Below are 22,578 nucleotides of genomic sequence, written 5' to 3' on the forward strand. Positions count from 1 at the left end.
GGCAACGCCCATCACCGCGCTCGGCACGCCTGCATGCAGACGACAACGGCATGCATCGGGCTGCGACGTAGGTCCGGGGCACAGCTGGATTCGTTGCATCAAAAGACATGGTTCCTGATTTAGTTCAGTGTCTGTCCAAGTTTGTGTTGATGGCCACTGGATACAAAGGCAACAGCCGCGGCGCGACTGCCCGCCATGCCGCATGCAGATGCCTGAAAGCACGCGGCCTGCGCGCGCATGTTGCGGCGCAGGCCACGTATCCACAGGTTGGTGACGCGGTGCTGCACAGGTGTGCAAATACTTGCCTGCCCGGTCAATAGTCACCTGCGTGCGGCCGCTTCACCGACCCGTGGCGATCGCTCAGCGACGCCACATGCGCGCGCCACGCGCCGGCAGCGTAAAGGTGTGGGAGCTGCCGGTGATGCGGACCACGTTGCCGGAGCCCAGCGCATCGGTGTAGTCGGCATTCCAGTACAACACGCTGTTGTTCATGCCCACCGTGGTGGTGACCGGACTGCCGCACTTGTTGATGCCGACGATGCCCAGGCTGCCGCGACGGAACAGGAGATGGCAGTCGCTGGACGACAGCACCTGCATGTCGGTGCCCTGCACGCCGTTGTGGAAGCCGATCATGCGGCGCAGATCGTCGCGCTGGTAGGCGTTGACCCAGCGGGTGTCGCCGCTTTCGTTGTTGTCGGTGTAGATCATCGGCATGCCACCGTTGCGGCCGATCAGATACGCGTATGCCAGCGTCTCGTCGACCGGGTCGAGGATGGCGTAGCGGAAACCGGCATTGTTGGGGATGTCGTGGGTGACGGCGAAGGTCACCGCGCGATTGCCTGGCAAGGCCTGTCCGGTGGACGCGGGATCCACCAACTGCTGCAGGCTCGCGCCGATGGCGAAGGCATTGCGTACCGCGTTGAACAGCGGGAAGTCGTAGGCCGCATGCGGGGTGGATTGCAGGTACGGAGCCAGGAACTGGTCGTAATCGCCATTGCCGGCACCGCCGCCGGTGATGACTTCGCCAAACACGTACACCCCGGTGCGGATGCCGGCATCGAACACGCGGTTGAGGTGGTCGAAGGTCATGTGCTTGGCCGCATCCACACGGAAGCCGGTGACGCCCAGGCCCTTGAGCGCCTGCAGATAGGCACGCTGCTGTTGCACCACCCAGTCGTTGCCGACCAGATCCGGCAGGCCCGGGTCGCTGCCGCCGCCGCAGATGCGGTAATTGCGCACCTGGAAGGCATCGTTGTAGTTGCCGATGCACCGGCCCGGACCGAAATCGCTGGCACCGAGGAAATTGGACTGCACGGTGCCGAACAGCCGCAGCGAATCGTATCGTCCCGGATTGGCGGCGTACTGCGCGAGCACGGCGCTGCCGGGATAGTTGAGGTCCGGGCGGGTGGCCGCTTCGTTGGCCATGTGGTTGAACACGATGTCGGCGTAGGTTTCCACGCCGTTGTTGGCCAAGGCCTGCACCATGCGCCTGAAGGCGATGGTGTCGCCGAGCGGATTGTCGATCAGGCGGATGTCCTGCGGCTGGTAGCGCGCCCACCAGGCGCTGCCTTCGGAGCGGTACGCCGGTGCAACCAGCACCTTGCGATACCCGGCATCGGCAATCTGCCTGGCGCGTGCTTCCACGGTGGCATACGGCCAGTTGAAGGCATGCAGGATCACATCGGCCTGGACGTTGGCTGTCACCAGCAGCAAGGCCAGCGCGGTGAGCAATGCACGAACGCCGCGTCGCAGGCAGGAAGGTGGAGCGTGAGCAAGGGTGGTGCGCATCGGGTGGTTCTCCAGTGGTAGGCGCAGGCCGGCGTATGCATCACGCTGCCCGCAGCAAGGCCTCCGGCCCCTGTTCCGAAAGCGCGCGCACGGCGTGCAGCGCGCGGTGATGCTAAGCGCGCATCGCGGCGCAGCATCGCTGTTGTGCATACGTATTCATTGCAGCGGGCCAGCAAACTGGGCGCGAGGTTGGGCGCCAACGGCGTGATTGGTCGCAAAAAATCAGTGAACCACGCGGCCGTTGCCATCTCGCCCGCACCGGTCGTACCAAATCAAGGCTTAGCGATAGCCTAAGCGCATCGTTAGCATGCGGCGCGTGCAACGTGGCCGGCGCATTTGGCTAGACCGTCGCCGGTGACATAGATCCGCTCCTTGGCGCTGTTTGCCGTTGGCACCGTGTACGTCACCTTTGCACGCCGCGCTGCCTTGCCCGGCAACGCCAAGGTGCCGATTTCGGGCTGCACGCTGCATCCGCATCCCGCCGAGCAGCTACAGCTCACCGCAGCGGCGAGAAGGCCGAGATGCGACTGGTTGCGACGTGCAGCGGCATGGCCGCGATCCTGCACAGGCAATACCAAGGGCTCGGCCCGGCCATGACGATGGGGCGGCGCTGGCCGCGTTAAACTAGCTGCCAGTCCACTGCCCGGCCTTCCGATGCGCAATCCATTGCAAGAACAGCTGCTCAAGGCCGGCCTGGTCAAGAAAGCCCAGGTGGACAAGGTTGCGCGCGAACAGGTCAAACAGCGCCATGCCAAGGGTGCGGCGGTGCAGCCGGCGGCGACGGACAAGGTCGATGCGGCGCGCCTGCAGGCCGAGCGTGCCGAGCGCGATCGCGCACTGGCCGAAGAGCGCAACCTGCAGGTGCGCCGACAGGAAGTGCTCGCGCAGGTGCGGCAGATCGTGGAGACCAACAAGGTCAAGCGCGAAGGCGAGATCGACTACCGCTTCAACGACGGCAGCGTGATCCGCAGCGTGCTGGTGAACACGACGCTGCGCAGCCAGCTCGCCATCGGCGCGCTGGTGATCGTGCGGTACGGCGATGGTTTTGAGCTGATTCCGCGCGCGGCCGCCGACAAGGTTTACAGCCGCGATGCCGATGCCGTGGTGCTGGACCACGGACGCAACAGCGCGCCGGCCGCGCCCGATAGCGATGACGACTACTACAGCCAGTTCAAGGTGCCGGACGATCTGATCTGGTAACGCCGGCAAACTGCCGCATTGGGTGATTGCTGGACGGATCCAGCGCCACCGCAGGCGCGACACCGCTGCATGCTGCGCACCTGCATGCTGTGGGTGCGTGTTCGATGACTGCCGGAAACCAGGCCCGGCACTCGCGCCAGGCCGATCGCCGCGCGGTTGACTGATGGTGATCAACGTGGTCGTGCGAACGCCTGCGCGCTACCCTGGGGCTCTTTGTCGCCGCATACCCCCGCCCATGTCGATCGTCCTGACCCAGTTCGCCCGCACCCGCCTGTTTCCGCGCGATGGGCGTCGCAATGCCATCCAGGACTGCACGCCGGAGCAGTTTATCCAGCGGCTCAACGATGAGCCGCCGCTACGCGTGATCGAGGGCTATGCGCCGTTTTGTCAGTTGCATGTGCACCGCAACTGGACCTCGACCCGCTGCCTCACCATTCCCGTCACCGATGACAACCGGCACCTGCTGCGTGCCGGCTACGAGGCGCGCAGCACGCAGGAATTGGCCGTACTGGTGCGTTGGTTCGAAGGTGTCGAGCCACCGGTGGCCGCGTATCTGCTGCCCATCCTCTACAGCTGCGATCAGTTGGCCAAGGAAGGCACGCCCATCGAGGCAGACTGGGGTGTGGTCGGTTGCCTCTACACCGCGGAGCCGGACGAAATTCCGATGGCACCAATCACCATGTTGCGTAATGCCTTGGGCGTGGAAGAGGGCGGCTCGGGCACGCCGCTGGACCGCGACGCCTATCGGCGTAGCGTCGCGTTCTGGGAGCGCAATGCCAATTGGCGTGGGTGAGCGTGTCGCGCCGGTTCGCGTTGTTGTCCGCCAATTAAATTGCGCGTGGCGTGTGTAGTTGCCGCATCCATCCTGACTGCCCGTGCTGGGACGTACGCCATCTCTGCGTGCTAGGTTGCCGCCCTACGTGTAATAGATCGGAGAATCGCCATGTCGTTACAAGTGCTTGGTGCTGGCCTAGGCAGAACCGGGACGCTGTCGCTGAAGTTCGCGCTGGAACATTTGGGATTTGGACCCTGTTATCACGCCACGGAGGTCGCCGCGAACATGCGTACGGCACTGCCGCTGTGGAATGCCGCCGAACGCGGTGCTGCAGACTGGTCGGCCATCTTCGCCGGCTACCGCTCGAGTACCGACCACCCTGGTTGCTATTACTGGCGGCAATTGATTGAGGTATATCCGCAGGCCAAGGTCGTCCTGACAGTGCGCGATCCCGACAGCTGGTTCGAGTCGGTGACCCAGACCATCCTGATGCCGGGCAGAAAGAGCACCTTCGTCGGCCCCGAAGGCGAAACATTCAGTACGTTCTTGAAGCAGCAGATGGGTGGGCGCAGTCAGGACCGCGCCTTCATGGTCGACTACTTCAATCGCTGGAACCAGGCAGTGATCGATACGGTGCCAGCTGATCGGCTGCTGGTGTTCTCGTCCCGGCAAGGCTGGGCGCCGCTGTGCAGCTTGCTCGGCGTACCGGTGCCGCACAAGCCTTACCCGCACTTGCACGCACGGCCGCGGCTGCGTTGGTTTACGCGCGGCTTGCGTCTGCCGGACGACGTTGCCGCACGCGAGCGGCATGTGCGCGAATACCTGGAGTACCTGCGCGAAGATCTGTTCGGATAAACGCACATTGCGTGTCTTATTCTGCGACACATGCCTGGTAATTTGATTTTAAAAATAAAGTACCAGCCATAATGTTGATTGGCTATATGACTATTGCTAGCCTGAATAAGGCGAATGTCAGAGTTCGCCATTTCTGAAACTTCCAGAAGAGGTGTGCGTGATGAAAATTGCCAAAACCATGCTGTCACTCGTGTTTTCGAAAATTCTAAAGATGTTTGGTCCGCGCAAGGTGGCGTATATCTATACGCAGTAACTGCACTGCCAGGGCCAGCTTGGCCAGATGGCCCGCACGCGCATCGTCGGCGACGGCGATGCGCGCTGCCGCAGGTCAACGGCGGCCTGCAAGTGCAGTGTGCGGACTTGCAGCGGCGCGTGACGCCCTATTGCCCGGCATTTGGACCGGGCGCGCATGCGGATCATGCGGCTGCGAAGTGCTGGTGCGTGCACGTTCGATGAGTCCGATGCGATGACAACCGACAGGACCCCGATGTGGGCATGCCCTCCAAACAGCGCGAATATTCCAATCGCTTTTTCGACTCGACAGTCTGGAACGACTTCGCCTTTCGCGACGGCGATGTCGTCATCGCCAGCTATGCCAAGGCAGGAACGACCTGGGTGCAGCAGATCGTCGCGCAACTGATCTTCAGTGGCGCCGAGGAAGTCGAGGTCTCGCGGCTGTCGCCTTGGTTCGACTCGGTGTATCCGGACAAGGCGACCAAGCAGCGCCTGCTCGCCGAGCAACGCCATCGCCGCTTCGTGAAAACCCATTTGCCTGCCGATGCGCTGGTGCTGTCCGAACGCGCCCGCTATCTCTACGTCGGCCGCGATGCGCGCGACATCGTCTGGAGCCTGTACGACCACCAGCGGGCAGTCAGCGCGGATGCGCAGGCGCGCCTGGATGCGGAGCCGTCAAGCAACGGTAAGTTGAAAGTCATGCCGCCGCCCACGTGCTCGGTCGAGGACTATTTTCAGACCTGGATGGACGCCGATGGTGCGCCGCTGTGGCCGTTCTGGGAGGGCGTGCGTTCCTGGTGGGCGCTGCGCGATTACGACAACGTGCTGCTGGTGCATTACGCCGCGTTGCTGCATGACCTGCCCGCGCAGGTACGGCGCATTGCCGCATTCTTGGATATCCCGCTGGATGCCCAGTGCTGCGAGCGCGTGCTGGCGCACTGCAGTCTGGACTACATGCGCGCGCATGCGGCGCGCTACGTTCCACAGGGCACCGGTTTCTGGCGCGACGGCGGTCGGGCCTTCTTCAATCAAGGTCTCAATGGGCGGTGGCGCGACCGATTGGCCCCGGCAGTCGATGTGGCCTATCGGCAGCGTGTTGTCGCCGAGCTTGGCGCCGAGTGCGCGCATTGGCTCGCCACGGGCGATGTTGCGTCGGCGGCGCATGCGACGACCGGGATGGTTGCCTAGGGTGGCCAGCGAGTCTTTCGCGGAGAACGGTATGGATGGATCGTCGGCGCACGCCTACGATCAGGTGTCGCAGTACTACGATCGCCTGAGGGATCACTGGGCCGCTGCCAGTGCAGCGCAGTGTGCTCAGGCATTGGCGGCACTGGTCGGCAGTGGCACGGCGCTGGAGTTGGGGATCGGCACCGGCCGCATTGCGCTGCCGCTGGCGGCTGGCGGCGCGGCAGTCTGCGGCATCGACAACTCGCCTGGCATGTTGGACATGCTACGTGCCAAGCCCGGTGCCGAGCGACTGACCCTGGTCTGCGCCGATTTCGTCGATGTCCCAGTCTCCGGGCCGTTCGACCTGATCTATTCGGTGTGTTCGCTCGGCTATCTGTTGACGCAGGACGAGCAGTTGCGTTGCCTGCGCGCGGTGCGTGAACGCCTGGCAACCTCCGGCGTGTTCGTCCTGCAGACGATGGTGCCGCAGGCGGAGACGTTGCTGGCGGACGGCAAGGTGAGGTCGTTGGAGGCGCCAGCCCTGGACGATGGCGACGTGCCGGTGATGCTGATGTGCTCCAGCGCCGATCCGGCCCGGCAGCTGATACAGCAGCGCATCGTGATGATCGGGCAGTCGGCGACTCGCGTCTTCAACGATCGCTATCGTTATCTGTGGCCTTCCGAGCTGGATCTGATGGCACGGATCGCCGGCTTGCGCTTGCGGGCCAGATGGGGTGATTGGAGCGGGCAGCCCTATACCGCGCGCAGCCGGAGCCAGATTTCTGTGTATGAGCCTGCTGCGATGGACGCGGACGAGGCGAGCTCACACGGCTGACGGTGCCGTTGGCGAAGATCGACCAACGGCGGCTGCAGCAAGTGTCACGGTGCTGGTGGCCTTAGTCGCCGCGCGGTCCGCTACTTTCGGCCGATCGCAGCGCAAGGGACGACGCGTCGCGCGAAGCGGACGCAGAGTCAGCTTCGCGTCGTGCCGATCAAGGCCTAGACGCACAACGGGCGCCTTGCGGCGCCCGTTGATTCACACTGTCGAGGATGGGCGAACGTGCGCCCACGTCTCAGTAGCGATAATGATCCGGCTTGTACGGGCCAGCCACGTCCACGCCGAGGTAGTCGGCCTGGTCCTTGGTCAGGGTGGTCAGCTTCACGCCGATCTTTTCCAGGTGCAGGCGGGCCACTTCCTCATCCAGGTGCTTGGGCAGGATGTAGACCTTCTTCTCGTAGCTGTCGCGCTTTTCCCACAGGTCGATCTGGGCCAGGGTCTGGTTGGCGAACGAGTTGGACATCACGAAGCTCGGGTGGCCGGTGGCGCAGCCCAGGTTGACCAGGCGGCCGTCGGCCAGCAGGAAGATCGCGTTGCCGTTGGGGAACACGTACTTGTCCACCTGCGGCTTGATGTTGATCTTCTCCACGCCCTTGAGTGCATTCAGCGCATCGACCTGGATCTCGTTGTCGAAGTGGCCGATGTTGCAGACGATGGCCTGGTCCTTCATCGCCTGCAGGTGCTCGACGGTGATGATGTCCTTGTTGCCGGTGGTGGTGACATAGATGTCGCCGCGGCCCAGGGTGGATTCGATGGTGTTGACCTCGAAGCCTTCCATCGATGCCTGCAGGGCGCAGATCGGGTCGATCTCGGTGACGATCACGCGGGCACCGTAGGCACGCAGCGAGGCAGCGCTACCCTTGCCGACGTCGCCGTAGCCGCAGACCACCGCGACCTTGCCGGCCAGCATCACGTCCATCGCGCGCTTGAGGCCATCGGCCAGCGACTCGCGGCAGCCGTAGAGGTTGTCGAACTTGCTCTTGGTGACCGAGTCGTTGACGTTGATGGCCGGGATCAGCAGCTTGCCGGCTTCGGCGATCTGGTACAGGCGGTGCACGCCGGTGGTGGTCTCTTCGGAGACGCCCTTCCAGTCCTTGACCACGCGGGTCCAGTAACCCGGACGCTCGACGGCCACGCGCTTGAGCAGCGCCTTGATCACGCCTTCCTCGTGCGAGGAGGCCGGCTCGTCGACCCAGGTGCTGCCGTTTTCGAGCTCATAACCCTTGTGGATCAGCAGGGTGACGTCGCCGCCGTCGTCCACCACCAGCTCCGGGCCGGTCTGGGTGCCGTCGGGCAGGGTGAAGGTCAGCGCGTCCAGGGTGCAGTCCCAGTACTCTTCCAGCGTCTCGCCCTTCCAGGCGAACACCGGCGTGCCGGAGGCGGCGATCGCGGCGGCCGCGTGGTCCTGGGTCGAGAAGATGTTGCACGAAGCCCAGCGCACGTTGGCACCGATGTCCTTGAGCGTTTCGATCAGCACCGCGGTCTGGATGGTCATGTGCAGCGAGCCGGTGATGCGCACATCCTTCAGCGGCTTGGTCTGCGCATGCTTGCGACGGATCGACATCAGGCCCGGCATCTCGTGCTCGGCGATGTCCAGTTCCTTGCGGCCCCAATCGGCCAGCGAGAGATCGGCGATCTTGTAATCGGTATGTGGGGCAATTTTCGTGACAGCGTTCATGCAATAGCTCCGGTAAGCAGATCAATGTCTGCAATTCGGGGCGCCGTTGAACGATGAATGCTTGTCGAGCCTGGCCGTATGTTCTGCACTTTTCGTGCAGCTGGCGGATTAGTCCGCCATACCGGTCGCAGCGCCCCTCGACGAGAGCATCGATTATATCGGCAGCACCCCCCTCCGGCATGAATTGGCGTGCACCCAACCAACGGCAGGGGAGTCGCCGACGAGCGGCTGCTATGGTCCAGGGTCGATCGAGACCGGGAGCGGACAATGCAGGCGAAACGGAATGCGCAAGGCTGGCGGCGGCACACATGGGCATTGGCGTGGGCAGGCGCAGGAGCGCTGGGGTTGAGCGCGCCGTTGCTGGCATCGGCGGCCAGCTCACCAGCGGCACCGACCGCCGCGGCAGCAAGCAGCGGGTATCAACTGCCCTCCAAGGCGCTGCAGGCAGTGGTCGATGCACCACGCGCGCCGCTGCTGCACTTGTCGCCCAAACGCGATCTGGCTGCGATGCTGCAGCTGCCGGCATTGCCGGACATCGCCGAGGTGGCCCAGCCCGAACTCAAGCTGGCCGGCCTGCGCATCCATCCCAAGACCTTCGCCAGTAGCCGGTTTGCCTTTGCCGGCAAGCTGTGGCTGCTGTCGGTGGCCGACGGCAGCCAGCGGCAGATCGCCGGGCTGCCGTCACCACTGTCGCTGGCCACGTTGAGCTGGTCGCCGGACCAGCGCTATCTGGCGTTCCGTCGCGAGGATGCGGCCAGCGGGTCCAACGAACTGTGGCTGGTGGACGTGGCGGCCGGGCAGGCCAGGCGCCTGGTCGCCGGCCTGAACACCAGCGTCGACGAGGAATTGCACTGGTTGCCCGATGGCAGCGGCCTGTTGCTGCAACAGCAGGTGGCCGGGCAGGGCGCGCCACCGGCGCGCGACGCGACCCCGGACGGCCCGGCGATCCAGCAGACCAGCGCCGCGGCCGGCGTGCGCTCGCTACCGACCTACCAGGACCTGCTGCGCAGCGAGGCCGATGCGCGCCTGTTCGAGTACTACGCCACCGGCCAGCCGATCATCGCCAGCGTGACCGGGCAGGTGCGCCCGATCGCCACGCCCGGCATCTATCTCAACCTGTCGGTATCGCCGGATGGCCGTTATCTCCTGAGCGAGCGCGCTGAACGGCCGTTTTCATACGTGGTGCCGGTAGACAATTTTGCCCGCCGCATCGAGGTGCTGGACCTGCAGGGCAAGCTGGTGCGCCAGATCGCCCAGCTGCCATTGGTCGAAGGCCTGCCGACCGGCAACGACGCGGTGCCCACCGGCGTGCGCGACATCGCCTGGCGCGCCGATGCGCCGGCCACGCTGGTCTGGGCGGAGGCGCAGGACGGCGGTGATCCGGCACGCGCGAGCACGGTCCGCGATGCGGTGCGGATGCAGGCCGCGCCCTTCAAGCGCGCACCGGTGACGCTGGCGCAGCTGGGCAGCCGGTATGAAGGCATCCAGTGGGGCCGTGGCGATCTGGCCATCGTCAGCGAAAGCTGGTGGAAGACCCGCCGTACCAAGCAGTGGCGCATCGCGCCGGACCAGCCGCAGCGTGCGCCCGAATTGCTCTGGGACCGTTCCTCGCAGGACCGCTACAACGATCCCGGCACACTGGCGACCGTGGCCGACGGCAAGGGCCGCGCGCTGCTGCAGACCGGTGCCGACGGCAACAGCCTGTTCCTGCTCGGCAAGGGCGCCTCGCCGGAAGGCGACCGCCCGTTCGTGGATCGCCTCGATCTGCGCAGCAAGCGCGCCACGCGCCTGTTCCATTCGCAGGCACCGACCTATTCCGCGCCGCTGGCAGTGCTGGATGCGCAGGGCACGCAGTTGCTGCTCAGCCGCGAGTCGCCCGAGGAGCCAGCCAATTATTTCGTGCAGTCGCTGGGCGATGCGGCGCCAGCGCCGCGTGCGCTGACGCAGTTCGCGCACCCATTGCCGCAGTTGCGCGGCGTGCAGAAGGAGCAGATCCGCTACAAGCGCGCCGATGGCGTGGACCTCACCGCCACGCTGCTGTTGCCGCCAGGGTACGACCCCAAGCGCGACGGCCCGCGGCCGCTGCTGATGTGGGCCTACCCGGGCGAGTTCAAGAGTGCCGATACCGCCAGCCAGGTCACCGACTCGCCGTACCGTTTCAACGCGATCAGCTACTGGGGCCCGCAGGCGTTCCTGGCGATCGGCTATGTGGTGCTCAACAACCCGACCATGCCGATCGTCGGCGAAGGCGATGCCGAGCCCAACGACACCTACGTGCCGCAGCTGGTCGCCGATGCACAGGCCGCGGTGGACGAAGTGGTGCGGCGCGGGGTCACCGACCGCGCGCACATCGCCATCGGCGGCCATTCCTACGGCGCCTTCATGACCGCCAACCTGCTCGCGCACACGCGCCTGTTCAAGGCCGGCATCGCACGCAGCGGCGCGTACAACCGCACGCTCACCCCGTTCGGCTTCCAGGCCGAGGAGCGCAACTACTGGCAGGCGCAATCGGTGTACCAGGCAATGTCGCCGTTCAACTATGCCGACAGGATCAAGGACCCGCTGCTGCTGATCCACGGCCAGGACGACAACAACACCGGCACCTTCCCGATCCAGAGCGAGCGCATGTTCGCCGCGATCAAGGGCCTGGGCGGTAACGCGCGGCTGGTGCTGCTGCCCAACGAATCGCATGCGTACCGCGCCCGGCAGTCGATCCTGCAGATGCTGGCCGAGAGCGAGCAGTGGTTGAAGAGCAATCTCGGCGAACCGGTAAAGGAGACCGGCGCGACACGCGCGCGTTGATCGATGGTGCGCTGGCACCGGTAGGAGCGCGCTGGCACGCGATGCGGCGTTACCGGTGAAGCTTCGTCGCGCCCGGGTGCGCTCCTACGTGGATGCGGCCCGCGCGTCCCGGGACGAATCGCCGCGCCGCCGACACGATTGCCGCGGTCACCCGTAGGAGCGCACCCGGGCGCGACGGGGCATGGCCAGGACAGCCACCTCTCGTAGGAGCGCACCCAGGCGCGACGGGGCATGCCCAGGACAGCCNGAGCGCACCCGGGCGCGACGGGGCATGGCCAGGACAGCCACCTCTCGTAGGAGCGCACCCAGGCGCGACGGGGCATGCCCAGGACAGCCGCCTCTCGTAGGAGCGCACCCGGGCGCGACGGGGCATGCCCAGGACAGCCACCTCTCGTAGGAGCGCACCCGGGCGCGACGGGGCATGCCCAGGACAGCCACCTCTCGCAGGAGCGCACCCGGGCGCGACGAGGCATGCCCAGGACAGCCACCTCTCGTAGGAGCGCNGGACAGCCACCTCTCGCAGGAGCGCACCCGGGCGCGACGAGGCATGCCCAGGACAGCCACCTCTCGTAGGAGCGCACCCGGGCGCGACGAGGCATGGCCGAGGACAGCCAAGCCGAGCAGGAGCGGGCTTGCCCGCGATGGGGCATCACCGGGAACGCTCCATCGCGCGCCAGCGTGCCCCTACGAGGGTCATCGGCAGGACATGCCAGCACACGATGGTTGATGTTGAAACCGTCGTGCCGGTCGCGATCCTCTAATCCTTTTGGGTTAGTCTTCGACGACTTTGCGCTTGAGAGGGTGTGCGTTTCCGATGAACGAGTACCGCAGCAGTCTTGTGTTCGCTACCCCCGACCTGCCCTTACGCGACGATGTGCGCCGGCTCGGCGCGCTGGTCGGCGACCTGCTCGCCGAGCAGGTCTCTGCGGAATTCCTCGATGAGATCGAACGTGTCCGCACCACGGCGATTGCGCGGCGCGAGGGCGATGCGCCGCCGTCCACGCTGAGCGCGCAACTGGCCGGGCGCGAACCGCGCGAAGCCGAGTCGCTGGTGCGTGCCTTCAGCACCTATTTCCAGGTGGTCAACATCGCCGAGCGCGTGCACCGCATCCGCCGCCGCCGCGAATACCAGCGCAGCGGCACCGACACGCCGCAGCCCGATGGCCTGCACGATGCCTTGCGTCGGCTCAAGGCGCAGGGCGTGAGCCTGGACGAACTCAGCGCGTGGTTGCCGCGCATCGACGTGGAGCCGGTGTTCACCGCCCATCCCACCGAAGCGGTGCGCCGCGCGCTGCTGGAAAAAGAACAGCTGATGGTCGCCAGCCTGGTCGACAACCTGGACGGCATGCGCACGCCCAACGAGCGCGCCACCGACGCGGCGCGCTTCCGCATGGCCCTGACCGCCTCCTGGCAGACCGCCGACTCCTCGCCGGTGCGTCCCACCGTGGAGGACGAGCGCGAGCATGTGGGGTTCTACCTCACCCAGGTGCTCTATCGCGTGGTGCCGGTGATGTACGAAACCCTCGAACACGCCATCGAACAGACCTACGGCAGCGTGCCGACCCTGCCGCGGCTGCTGCGCTTCGGCACCTGGGTCGGCGGCGACATGGACGGCAACCCCAACGTGGATGCCGTCACCATTGCCGGCACGCTGGATGCCCAGCGGCGCGCGGTGCTGGATCGGTACCAGAAGGAACTCTGGCAACTGGCCAGCCTGCTCAGCCAGTCGACCACGCTGGTGGCGGTGAGCCCGGCCTTGAGCGAGCAACTGCAGCGCTACCGCGCGTTGTTGCCGGAAGATGCCGCACGCTCGCGTCCGCGCCATGGCGACATGCCGTACCGGCTGCTCAACGATCTGATGCGCGCACGCCTGCAGGCCACGCTGGACGATGCCGACGGCGCCTATACCAGCCCGTCCGAGCTGGAACACGATCTGCAATTGATCCTGGACAGCCTGCAGGCCAACAAGGGGCTGCACGCCGGTTGGTTCGCAGTGCGCCGCCTGTTGTGGCGCGTGCGCAGCTTTGGCTTCCACCTGGCGCGTCTGGATGTGCGCCAGGAATCGAGCGTGCATGCGCGCGCGGTGGCCGACGCACTGGGCCAGGCGGACTGGGACGAACAGGACGCCACCCAGCGCGCCGCATTGCTCGGCCCGTATGCCTCCGGCGAACAGGCATTGCCGCGCGTGGAGGACGAAGGCAATGCGCGGCTGGATGCGGTGTTCGCCGCGCTCGCCGACGCGCGCAGCCGCCATGGCGCCGATGCGCTGGGCAGCTACATCATCTCGATGGCGCACAACCGCGCCGACGTGCTCACCGTGCTGGCGCTGGCACGGCGCGGCGGTCTGGTCGACGACGCCGGCACGGTGCCGCTGGACATCGTGCCGCTGTTCGAAACCGTGGACGATCTGCGCGGCGGTACCGGCACCGTGCAGGACCTGCTCGCCGACCCGGTCTACCGCCAGCACCTGGCCGCGCGCGGCGATACGCAGATGGTGATGCTGGGGTATTCGGACAGCGGCAAGGACGGCGGCATCACCGCCTCGCGTTGGGGGCTGCAACGCGCGCAGGTCGAACTGCTGGAGGCTGCCGCCGACCTTGGCGTACGGCTGACCTTCTTCCACGGCCGCGGTGGCTCGATCGCGCGGGGCGGCGGCAAGACCAGCCGCGCGCTGGATGCCGCACCGCGCGGCAGTGTCGATGGCCGGCTGCGCGTGACCGAGCAGGGCGAGGTGATCCACCGCAAGTACGGCATCCGTGCACTGGCGCTGCGCTCGCTGGAACAGATGACCGGCGCGGTGCTGCTGTCCAGCCTGCGTCCGCGTGCGCCCGAGCCGCGCGAGGAGCGCTGGCGCCCGGTGATGGACCTGGTCGCCGAGCGCAGCACCGTGGCGTATCGCGCCTTCGTCGGCGCGCCGGATTTCATGCAGTACTTCCGCCTGGCCACGCCGATCGACGTGATCGAACGCATGACGCTGGGTTCGCGTCCGTCGCGCCGGCTCGGCCAGGACGCGGCCCTGTCCAACCTGCGCGCGATTCCGTGGGTGTTTGCCTGGAGCCAGGCGCGTGCGGTGATTCCGGGCTGGTACGGCGTGGGCAGCGGCCTGCAGGCGGCGGTCGACGCCGGGCATGAGGCCACCTTGCGCGAAATGGCGCAGGACTGGCCGTTCTTCCGCACCTTCCTCGACGACGTGGCGATGGTGCTGTCCAAGGGGGACCTCACCATTGCCGAACTCTTTTCGCGCTTGTCGGGCGACCTGCACGCGCGGTTCTTCCCGGGCATCGGCGCCGAGCTGGCGCTGACCAAGGGTTGGGTGAAGGCGTTGACCGGCCAGCAGTCGCTGCTGCAGCACGATCCGCGGCTGGCCTTGTCGATCCGCCTGCGCAACCCCTACATCGATCCGATCAGCGTGTTGCAGGTGGACCTGCTGCAGCGCTGGCGCGCCACCGATGGCGAAGACGAGGAGTTGCTGCGCGCGCTGGTGGCCTGCGTCAACGGCGTCTCGCAAGGCGTGCAGAACACCGGCTGATCCGCCTCGTCGCTGCGACAATCGAATCAGATCGTCGTATCCGGCCATCGAGTCAGACGGCCCCAGTCAGACGGCCCAGTCAGACGGCCCAGTCAGACGGCCCAGTCAGACGGCCCAGTCAGACGGCCCAGTCAGACCGCTGGTCGGAGAGGGCGAGGATGGCTCAAGCAGACTCTGGCGTCACCGGACAAATCTGTCCGATAATGCCGGCATGATGACCTCCCGCCCTGATGCCGCGCTGCGCCGCCGGCAGATACTCGATGCCGCCGACGAAGTGTTCAGCGAACACGGCGTCAACGCCCCGCTGGAACTGGTGGTGGAGCGTGCCGGGCTTGGCCGCGCCACCTTGTACCGGAACTTCCCGGACCGGGTGGCGCTGATGACCGCGCTGATGGCGCGCGGCCTGGATGGCCTGGAGCGGCTCGCCGCCGACCTGGCCCATCGCCCGGACGGGCTGGCGGTGCTGCTGCACGACGTGGCCGAGCACATCGCCCAGTCGGCGCCGCTGGTGGATTTCTGGCGTTCGATCGAACGTGCGCACCCGGCGGTGGATGCCGCCGACCGGCGGGTGGTGAGCATCTTCCTGCCATTCGTGCATCGCGCCCGCGATGCCGGCCTGTGCCGCGCCGATGTCGACGACGAACAGCTGCTGCTGGTGATCGACATGCTGGGCAGCTGCCTGCGCGGCAATGACGAATCCGAACGCAAACGCCTCGCCCATCGTTCGGCCGATCTGTTGATGCATGCACTGGGCATGCAGGTGCCCGAAGGCGGCACCCGATGAAGGCGGCCACGCGTTCGTGCATCGGGCGCTGGGCGCTGCGGGTGGCGCTGGTGCTGGCCGCGCTGTGGGGCGGGCTGGCGCTCTACTTCGCGCTGACCGGCAACGCGTTCGTACGCGCGGCGTGGGTGGGCTCGTGGTGCGCGATGGCGATCGCCGCGATGTGGGGCTTGCGCCGTGGTCGCGAGAACTGGGCCCTGGTGGGCATCTTCAGTGCGGCCTTCGCGGTGCTGGCGGTGTCGTGGTGGATGATGCAGCCCAGCCAGGACCGCGACTGGGCCGACGATGTCGCCCAGCGCCTGCAGCCGGAGGTGCACGGCAACATCGTCACGCTGCACAACGTGCGCAATTTCGACTGGCATGGCGAAACCGACTACCAGCCGCGCTGGGAAACCCGCCAGTACGATCTGGACCGTCTGGTCAGCGCCGATCTGGCGCTGTCGTACTGGATGGGCCCGGCGATCGCGCACACCCTGGTGTCGTTCGGTTTCGACGACGGCTCGCACGTGGTGTTCTCGCTGGAAATCCGCAAGGAGCGCCACGAGTCGTTCTCGGCATTGGGCGGGTTCTTCCGCAGTTTCGAAGAGATCCTGGTCGCCGCCGACGAGCGCGACATCCTGCGCGTGCGCACCAATGTGCGCGGCGAGGACATGTATCTGTACCGGCTGGCGATTCCCAAGGCCGGGCTGCGCCGCATGTTCATGGGCTACGTGGGCCTGGCCGACGACCTGAATCGCGCGCCGGCGTTCTACAACACGCTCACCAGCAACTGCACCACGATCGTGTTTGCGCTGGCGCGGCAACTGCAGCCCACCTTGCCGCTGGACCATCGCCTGCTGCTGTCCGGCTACGCCGACGCATATGCCTACGATCACCATGGGCTGATGCCCGGCTACGACTTTGCCACGCTGAAGCAGCGCGGGCATTTCACCGCACGCGCGATCGCCGCCGACAAGGCAGCGGACTTCTCCACGCGCATCCGTGCCGGCATGCCGCAAGCGCCTGCGCCAGCACCTGCCGTCGCCCGGAGCGCCCCGCGATGACACCGCACCCACGTGGATACCGTGCCGCTGCAATGCTGGCAGGACTGCTGGCAAGCCTGTGGCTGAGCGGCTGCGCCATGGTCACCGTGCAGGCGCGCAGCAGCGGCGACTACATCGCGCGCACCCGTGGCGATGTGCTCAGCACCGGCGCGTTGAGCCAGGCCAGCGGCGAGACGGTGCAGGTGGCCGGCTTGCAACCCAAGACCTGCCGCAGCGACCCGCTGCCCTGCCTGCAGCAACTGGCCACCGTCGCAGGCATCGGTGCCGAGCGCCGGCTGGCAACGCAGGCCGAGCTGTGGACGGCACATGCGATTGCCCTGAGCGGGCGCGACCCGACCACGATGAGCGATGCCGCAGTCGATGCCTGGCTGGAAGCGGCGCGACATGCCTACGCCTACCTGTTCTTCACCGATCGGGCGCCCAGTGCGCGTGCGTTCGAAAATCGCCAGACGCAGGTGCGCGACTACTACAACTACGCCGTGCAGCAGGTGATCGAGCGCCTGTTCGCACGCGCGCAGCAGACCGGGCAGAGCGAGCGCGAACCGACCACCCTGGGCCGCTGGCGGGTGGATATCGACATGTCCGCGTACCGGCTGCCGGGCGGAGGCAACACGCCGCGTGCGATCTTCGCCGCCTCGGCGTTGCGCTTCGATGGACTGCGCAGCACGTATCGACGCGATGGCTTCGGTGCCGAGCTGGTGGCCGAGGTGGACCCGCAAGTGGTCGGCGACCCTGCCGGGCTGGCCCTGCAACCAGCCGCCGCCGTCGCAGCACCGGAGCGCCCGTTGCCCACCTTCAGCGAGATGCCGTACGCACCGGCAACGCTGCTGCTGCGTTTCGATGGACAGACGCTGGATGCGGTGCTGCGCGGCCATGCCGCCACCGTGGTGCCGTACGACCCGTATCGCCAGAACGAGGTGGTGCTGCATGGCCAGCGCGTGCCATTGGCGGCCAATTTCACCGCCGCCTATGGCCTGTGGCTGGCCAGGTCCGGGTTTGCCGCGCAGTCGCTGCGGTCGATGCTGGGCAGCGCACGGGGCATCGACCGCCCGCATCTTTACCTGATGCAGCCCTACGACCCGAACCGGCGCGTGCTGCTGATGCTGCACGGGCTGGCCAGCAGCCCGGAGGCCTGGGTCAATGTCGCCAACGAAGTGATGGGCGATGAAGCGCTGCGCCAGCGCTACCAGATCTGGCAGGTGTACTACCCCACCAATGCGCCGGTGGCGGTCAACCGCGCCGAAATCCAGGCCCTGGTGGAGCGCAGCCTGCAGCACTTCGATCCGGCCGGCGCGGCGATCGCATCGCAGGACATGGTGTTGATCGGCCACAGCATGGGCGGGGTGATCGGGCGCCTGCTGGTGTCCTCGTCCGGCGACCGCCTGTGGAATTCCCTGCTGCAGGACTACCGGCTGGACGGCGAGCGCGGCGCACGCGTGCGTGCGAAGTTGTCGCCGTTGCTGCATTTTTCGCCAATGCCGCAGATCGACCGCGCCATCTTCATCGCCGCGCCACATCGCGGCACGCCCCTGGCCGAGGGCGGGCTGGGGCGTTTCGTCGGTCGCCTGGTGCGCTTGCCGATCGCCCTGCTGGATCGCTTCGGCGATGTGTTCCAGGACCTGGCCAGCAGCGAGCGTGGCGGGCAGGGCGGCGACCCGCGCCGCAAGCGGCGGCTGCTGCCGCCGACCAGCATCGACAACCTGCGCGATACCGACCCGTTCGTGCGCGCCAGCATGGACCTGCCGATCTCCCCGCAGGTGCATTACCACACCATCGTCGGGCGCGAAAAACCGCAGGTGCCGCTGGCCGACTCCGACGATGGCCTGGTGCCGTACCGCAGCGCGCATCTGGACGGCGCCGAGTCCGAACTGGTGGTGACCTCCTGGCACAGCGTGCAGGAAACCCCGCAGGCGATCCTGGAGATCCGCCGCATCCTGCACGAGCAGCTGCAATCGGAAGCGGCAGACACGAACCAGGCGCAGGCCGCGCGCCCGGCTGCGGCGCCTGCGACGTTCTGAGTGTGCTGCACCATCGCTGGCACGCGTGGCCGCCAATCACGCACCGCGGGTATGCAGTGTGCCCGCTGCCAATGCGCACCATTGTCCGGTACGCGTCCCGGCCTTGCGATTGCGCACGCCTAGACCGGCCAACATGGACCGCGCGCGGTCCGGCGAGTGCGGAACGCGCGCAGCAAACGGAGTGCACGAGCATGCCGATACCGGCCACCGATCGCCCTGCCTGACCGCGTGCGGTGGTTGCGTTGGCCACTTTTAGCGCGTTGTTTACCTGGCCCGTGCTATCAGGCGTTTGTCGAACACGCTCGAACCAGGGAAGAGGCAATGCGCAAGACGCTGTCGGCAGTGATCTGGGTGCCCTTGCTGCTGGCCGGTTGCGGCCGCGGCGAAGGTCAACGCGAGGCGGCTGATCCTGCGGGCACCTCGCCGCCGGCAGCGCAGAGCGCAGCGCGTCCGTCCGCAACGCCGCCGGTCGCCGATGAAGCGCTGCCCGAGTTCCCGGCCATCCCATCGATCGTGGTGCCCGACATTGCCGGCGTCACCCCGGCGCAGCGTGCGCTGGAAGCCTCGCTGCAGGACATTCTCGACCCGATCGAAGGCGTCAGCGTGACGCCGGCACGCTGCGGCGATGGCGGCAGCCTGATCAACGACGCCGGCATCACCAGTGTCGATGCCAACGGCAATCTGCTGCGCAACGGCGACGGCGGGCTGTTCGACCTCAAGGCCGATGGCAGCGGGACCGCCAACTTCGACGGCGGCCTGATCCGCGTCAATGCCGACGGCAGCGGCACCATCAATGCCAGCGGCGCCGGTGGCGACGACGCGATCATCCAGGTCCAGGCCAGCGGCGCCGGCAGCTACAACGGCCCGGCCGGCCTGATCAGCCTGGATGGCAAGGGCGCAGGCACCTGGAACAGCGACAAGAGCGGCCTGGTCGACAACCACGGCGATGGCAGCGGTACCTGGAACGGCCCGCGCGGCCTGGTCACCATCAACGCCGACGGCTCGGGAACCTGGAACGGCCCGGACGGGCTGGTGCACAACCGCGGCGATGGCACCGGCACCGTCGGTACCCCGCCGCGCGAAGTGCGCATGCCGCCGCTGCCGAAGGTGCCGCCGGCCGGGCGCTTCCCGTTGCTGCAGAAGTTCGCACCTCCCGGCGCACCGTGCGGCTACCTGATCACCTTGAACGAGCGCATCCTGTTCGACTTCGACAAGGCCGAGATCCGCCCCGATGCCGCGCGCGTGCTCGATGTGCTGGCGGCCGCACTCGGCAAGGTCAGCGCCAGGGACATGGAGGTTCGCGGACATACCGATGCCAAGGGCAGCGACGCCTATAACCAGGCGCTGTCCGAGCGCCGCGCCGATGCGGTGCTGGCCGCATTACGCACCCGCGGTGCCGCGCAGTCGGCCGGCGCGAAGGGCTACGGCGAATCGCAACCGGTGGCACCCAACACGCTGGATGGGCAGGACAATCCCGGCGGTCGACAACTCAACCGACGGGTGGAGATCTTCCTGCGCACCTGAGTGCGGGCCGACCTGCACCGCATCGCCCGCACGCAGGCGCAGCAGCACGATCCCGGACAGCTGGCGCCCCGCACAGGTGGTTGCGGCAGTGGCGTCGATAGGCGAATGCCGGCCCACCTCATGCCAGCACGCCGCCGCCCCGCGCTACGCGTCATGACGGCGGGGTACGGGGAATCTACTCAAGCCGGCCCCCTTGCGACGCGTTGCGGCTGGGCAACACGGATGCCGCACGTCGCGCGGCCAACACACCGACTGCGCCGCCGCATCCGGGCGCGGCCGGTGCGCGGAAGCGGCATGGACCACACGTACGCTCCGATTCTTGGACGCGCCGTCCGCACCCATCTGATGATCGCTCGCTCCCTCGTGTTGTCCGCTCTTCGTACCGCAGCCGTGCGGCGGATGCCGAACATCCATCGCCGCGTGGCGGCCGCCCGAAGATGTTCGGCAAGGTCCGCCAGGTGTCGTCTGCCTTGCACATTGGCCCGGTAGATTCCGCGAAGGCCAACGGGATCACCGACACCTATGCGTTTGAGGCAAGCGAAGAAATCCGGGCAGGGTAGTGAACAGGCGCCCGCAGGCGATGCCGGCAGCGACGCGATGGCGAGCGCGTCGTTGCCGGCGTGTGCGATCGATGCGCCGTTGCACGCAGGCGTCAGGCAACGTGCGACGACAGCGCTGCGGCCGCGATGGCGGATGCCGGCACTCGCACTCGGCGCGCTGCTGCTGATCGGCTGCACGTCGCGTCCGCCCGCGCCGCCCGCAGTCGCCAAGACTGCACAGGCCGCGCAACTGAAACGCGTGGTGGTTGTCTTCCGGCACGGCGTGCGCGCGCCGCTGCAGGGCGAAGCCGCCGCCGCGCACCATGCCGACGCGCCATGGCCGCAATGGTCCACAGCGGCCAGCCTGCTGACGCCGCACGGGCGCATCGGCGTGCAGCTGAGCGGCGACTATCTGCGCCAGTGGCTGGTGCAGCAGGGCGTGCTGCCACCGAGCGGATGCCCGGCGGCAGGCAGCGTGTCGGTCTGGGCCAATACCGACCAACGCACCATCGCCAGCGGCGCCCTGCTGGCCGCCGCGCTGGCACCGGGGTGCGGGATCGTCGCCGGGCATCGCCCGGCCGGCAGCAACGATCCGCTGTTCCGACCGATCGAGGCCGGTGCGGTGCCGTTCGAGGCAGCGGCGGCGGTTGCGGCGATCGATAAAGAAACCGGTGGCCCTGCCACGTTGCTGCGAGGGCACGCAGCCGAGCTGCAGGCGATGCAGCAGATCCTGGGCTGCACGCGCACGCCCTGCGACTTCGCGCAGATGCCGTCCACGCTGGCGCCGTCGGCCAACGGGCGCGGCCTGGCCCTGGGTGGGCCGATCGATCTGACCTCCGGCACCGGCGAGGTGTTGCTGCTGCAGTACGCCGAAGGCCTGCCGCTGGCGCAGGTCGGCTGGGGCCGTGCCACGCCCGAGCGGCTGGCGCAGGTCTCGCGCCTGCATGCATTGCTGTTCGATATCTACGCACGTCCGCATTACATGGCCTCACGCTCAGGCGCACCGCTTGCGCGCGAGGTGCTGCAGCGCTTCGGCAATGTGCAGGCGCCCAAGGTCTCTGTCTTCGTCGGCAGCGATACGCATATCGCCGCGTTGAGCAGTTTGCTGGGCGTGCACTTTCATCTCCCCGGCTACGGCGCCGACGATCCGCCGCCGGGCGGCGCGTTGCTGCTGGGGCTATGGCGCGAACCGAACGGGCAGCAGGTGGTGCGCGCACGCTATCTGGCGCAATCGCTGGATCAACTGCGGACGCTGGCGCCGTTGGATCTGGCGCACCCGCCGTTGCAGCAGGAACTGGCACTTGGCGTCTGCACAGCAGGGCAACGCATGGCGTGCCCGTTGCCGGAGTTTTCCCGGGCGCTTGAGAAACAGCTGCAACTTGATCGCTAACCCTGCAGCAGCGATCCCTATTTCGAAAGACGTGACCCGCGCCTGTTCCTTCTCCCGCCGTGAGAAGGTGCCCCGCAGGGGCGGATGAGGGTGCCTGCGAAGCCTGGTGTCATCGAATATGCAAAGAGGCTCCGCCGCGGACCCTCATCCCAGCCCCTCTCACGCAGGAGAGGGACTTTTCTTCTTTCAGCCGCCGACGATGATCGGTGGTGCCTGCGCGCCTGCCGGTGTGGGAGCTTGAGCGGCATGGATGCCGCGCCAGGGCCGACAAGGACGTACGTGCGGCGTGTCCCGCGCCGGTACGCGCGCAAGCGCCCGCGGCAGACCGACGCGGCACCGCGCTCCGGGCATTGCCACTGCTGATCGGCAGGCGCTGCTTCCCACGCAAGCCTTGATGACGGTACGCACTCGCGCAAA

Annotated in this window: 14 protein-coding genes, 1 other RNA gene and 1 riboswitch; of the genes, 13 read left to right on the forward strand and 2 right to left on the reverse strand. The window is 67.1% G+C overall.

Features of this window, described 5'->3' with window-relative positions; genetic code table 11:
- Positions 1-360: 360 nt before the first annotated feature.
- Entirely contained in the window at positions 361-1,731 is a 1,371-nt protein-coding gene (locus C0541_RS02615) for an alpha-amylase family protein (RefSeq protein ID WP_193725850.1), read from the reverse strand.
- 711 nt (positions 1,732-2,442) lie between these two features.
- Between C0541_RS02615 and C0541_RS02620 the strand changes: the two genes are divergently transcribed.
- The 5 genes from C0541_RS02620 (at position 2,443) to C0541_RS02645 (ending at position 6,854) form a co-directional block, all read left to right on the forward strand.
- Entirely contained in the window at positions 2,443-2,988 is a 546-nt protein-coding gene (locus C0541_RS02620) for a DUF2058 domain-containing protein (RefSeq protein WP_115045545.1), read from the forward strand.
- A gap of 235 nt (positions 2,989-3,223) precedes the next feature.
- The gene (locus C0541_RS02625; protein ID WP_115045546.1) at positions 3,224-3,781 is read left to right on the forward strand and encodes a DUF3228 family protein; all 558 of its coding nucleotides are present in this window, start codon (positions 3,224-3,226) and stop codon (positions 3,779-3,781) included.
- Between the two features lie 150 nt (positions 3,782-3,931).
- Positions 3,932-4,618 carry a sulfotransferase family protein gene (locus C0541_RS02630; protein ID WP_115045547.1) on the forward strand — a complete coding sequence of 229 codons (687 nt, stop codon included), beginning with the start codon at positions 3,932-3,934 and terminating at the stop codon, positions 4,616-4,618.
- 489 nt (positions 4,619-5,107) lie between these two features.
- Positions 5,108-6,040, forward strand: coding sequence for a sulfotransferase domain-containing protein (locus C0541_RS02640; RefSeq protein WP_115045548.1), 933 nt, complete (start codon positions 5,108-5,110; stop codon positions 6,038-6,040).
- 31 nt (positions 6,041-6,071) lie between these two features.
- Positions 6,072-6,854, forward strand: a complete 783-nt coding sequence (locus tag C0541_RS02645) for a class I SAM-dependent DNA methyltransferase (protein WP_115045549.1) — start codon at positions 6,072-6,074, stop codon at positions 6,852-6,854.
- Between the two features lie 238 nt (positions 6,855-7,092).
- Here C0541_RS02645 and ahcY read toward each other — a convergent pair whose 3' ends face one another.
- Positions 7,093-8,535: an adenosylhomocysteinase gene (ahcY, locus tag C0541_RS02650; protein WP_115045550.1), complete on the reverse strand. Its 1,443-nt coding sequence runs from the start codon at positions 8,533-8,535 to the stop codon at positions 7,093-7,095.
- Positions 8,536-8,566: 31 nt separating this feature from the next.
- Positions 8,567-8,680, reverse strand: a riboswitch (S-adenosyl-L-homocysteine riboswitch).
- Positions 8,681-8,802: 122 nt separating this feature from the next.
- Here ahcY and C0541_RS02655 point away from each other — a divergent pair.
- The 8 genes from C0541_RS02655 (at position 8,803) to C0541_RS02690 (ending at position 22,161) form a co-directional block, all read left to right on the forward strand.
- Positions 8,803-11,337: a S9 family peptidase gene (locus tag C0541_RS02655; RefSeq protein WP_115045551.1), complete on the forward strand. Its 2,535-nt coding sequence runs from the start codon at positions 8,803-8,805 to the stop codon at positions 11,335-11,337.
- A gap of 814 nt (positions 11,338-12,151) precedes the next feature.
- Positions 12,152-14,866, forward strand: a complete 2,715-nt coding sequence (gene ppc / locus C0541_RS02660) for a phosphoenolpyruvate carboxylase (RefSeq protein WP_115045552.1) — start codon at positions 12,152-12,154, stop codon at positions 14,864-14,866.
- A 211-nt stretch (positions 14,867-15,077) separates the two neighbouring features.
- Positions 15,078-15,650, forward strand: a complete 573-nt coding sequence (locus C0541_RS02665) for a TetR/AcrR family transcriptional regulator (protein WP_161959846.1) — start codon at positions 15,078-15,080, stop codon at positions 15,648-15,650.
- Positions 15,647-16,690 carry a DUF4105 domain-containing protein gene (locus C0541_RS02670; RefSeq protein ID WP_115045553.1) on the forward strand — a complete coding sequence of 348 codons (1,044 nt, stop codon included), beginning with the start codon at positions 15,647-15,649 and terminating at the stop codon, positions 16,688-16,690. The genes C0541_RS02665 and C0541_RS02670 overlap by 4 nt, the downstream gene beginning before the upstream one ends.
- Complete coding sequence (locus tag C0541_RS02675) at positions 16,687-18,708, forward strand: esterase/lipase family protein (RefSeq protein WP_115045554.1); 2,022 nt, start codon at positions 16,687-16,689, stop codon at positions 18,706-18,708. The genes C0541_RS02670 and C0541_RS02675 overlap by 4 nt, the downstream gene beginning before the upstream one ends.
- Before the next feature lie 321 nt (positions 18,709-19,029).
- Positions 19,030-20,232 (forward strand): OmpA family protein, encoded by a 1,203-nt coding sequence (locus C0541_RS02680; RefSeq protein WP_115045555.1) that lies wholly within the window; start codon positions 19,030-19,032, stop codon positions 20,230-20,232.
- 294 nt (positions 20,233-20,526) lie between these two features.
- Positions 20,527-20,604, forward strand: a non-coding RNA gene (locus C0541_RS02685) — sX9 sRNA.
- 150 nt (positions 20,605-20,754) lie between these two features.
- On the forward strand, positions 20,755-22,161 hold the full coding sequence (locus C0541_RS02690; RefSeq protein ID WP_115045556.1) for a histidine-type phosphatase: 1,407 nt from the start codon (positions 20,755-20,757) through the stop codon (positions 22,159-22,161).
- Positions 22,162-22,578: the final 417 nt, after the last annotated feature.

Source organism: Xanthomonas arboricola (assembly GCF_003353015.1).
GTDB lineage: Bacteria > Pseudomonadota > Gammaproteobacteria > Xanthomonadales > Xanthomonadaceae > Xanthomonas > Xanthomonas arboricola_E.

Coding starts and splice junctions, on each gene's coding strand:
- C0541_RS02620 (WP_115045545.1), top strand. CDS start 2,443: ATGCGCAATCCATTGCAAGAACAGCTGCTCAAGGCCGGCCTGGTCAAG.
- C0541_RS02625 (WP_115045546.1), top strand. CDS start 3,224: ATGTCGATCGTCCTGACCCAGTTCGCCCGCACCCGCCTGTTTCCGCGC.
- C0541_RS02630 (WP_115045547.1), top strand. CDS start 3,932: ATGTCGTTACAAGTGCTTGGTGCTGGCCTAGGCAGAACCGGGACGCTG.
- C0541_RS02645 (WP_115045549.1), top strand. CDS start 6,072: ATGGATGGATCGTCGGCGCACGCCTACGATCAGGTGTCGCAGTACTAC.
- ahcY (WP_115045550.1), bottom strand. CDS start 8,535: ATGAACGCTGTCACGAAAATTGCCCCACATACCGATTACAAGATCGCC.
- C0541_RS02655 (WP_115045551.1), top strand. CDS start 8,803: ATGCAGGCGAAACGGAATGCGCAAGGCTGGCGGCGGCACACATGGGCA.
- ppc (WP_115045552.1), top strand. CDS start 12,152: ATGAACGAGTACCGCAGCAGTCTTGTGTTCGCTACCCCCGACCTGCCC.
- C0541_RS02665 (WP_161959846.1), top strand. CDS start 15,078: ATGATGACCTCCCGCCCTGATGCCGCGCTGCGCCGCCGGCAGATACTC.
- C0541_RS02670 (WP_115045553.1), top strand. CDS start 15,647: ATGAAGGCGGCCACGCGTTCGTGCATCGGGCGCTGGGCGCTGCGGGTG.
- C0541_RS02675 (WP_115045554.1), top strand. CDS start 16,687: ATGACACCGCACCCACGTGGATACCGTGCCGCTGCAATGCTGGCAGGA.
- C0541_RS02680 (WP_115045555.1), top strand. CDS start 19,030: ATGCGCAAGACGCTGTCGGCAGTGATCTGGGTGCCCTTGCTGCTGGCC.
- C0541_RS02690 (WP_115045556.1), top strand. CDS start 20,755: ATGCGTTTGAGGCAAGCGAAGAAATCCGGGCAGGGTAGTGAACAGGCG.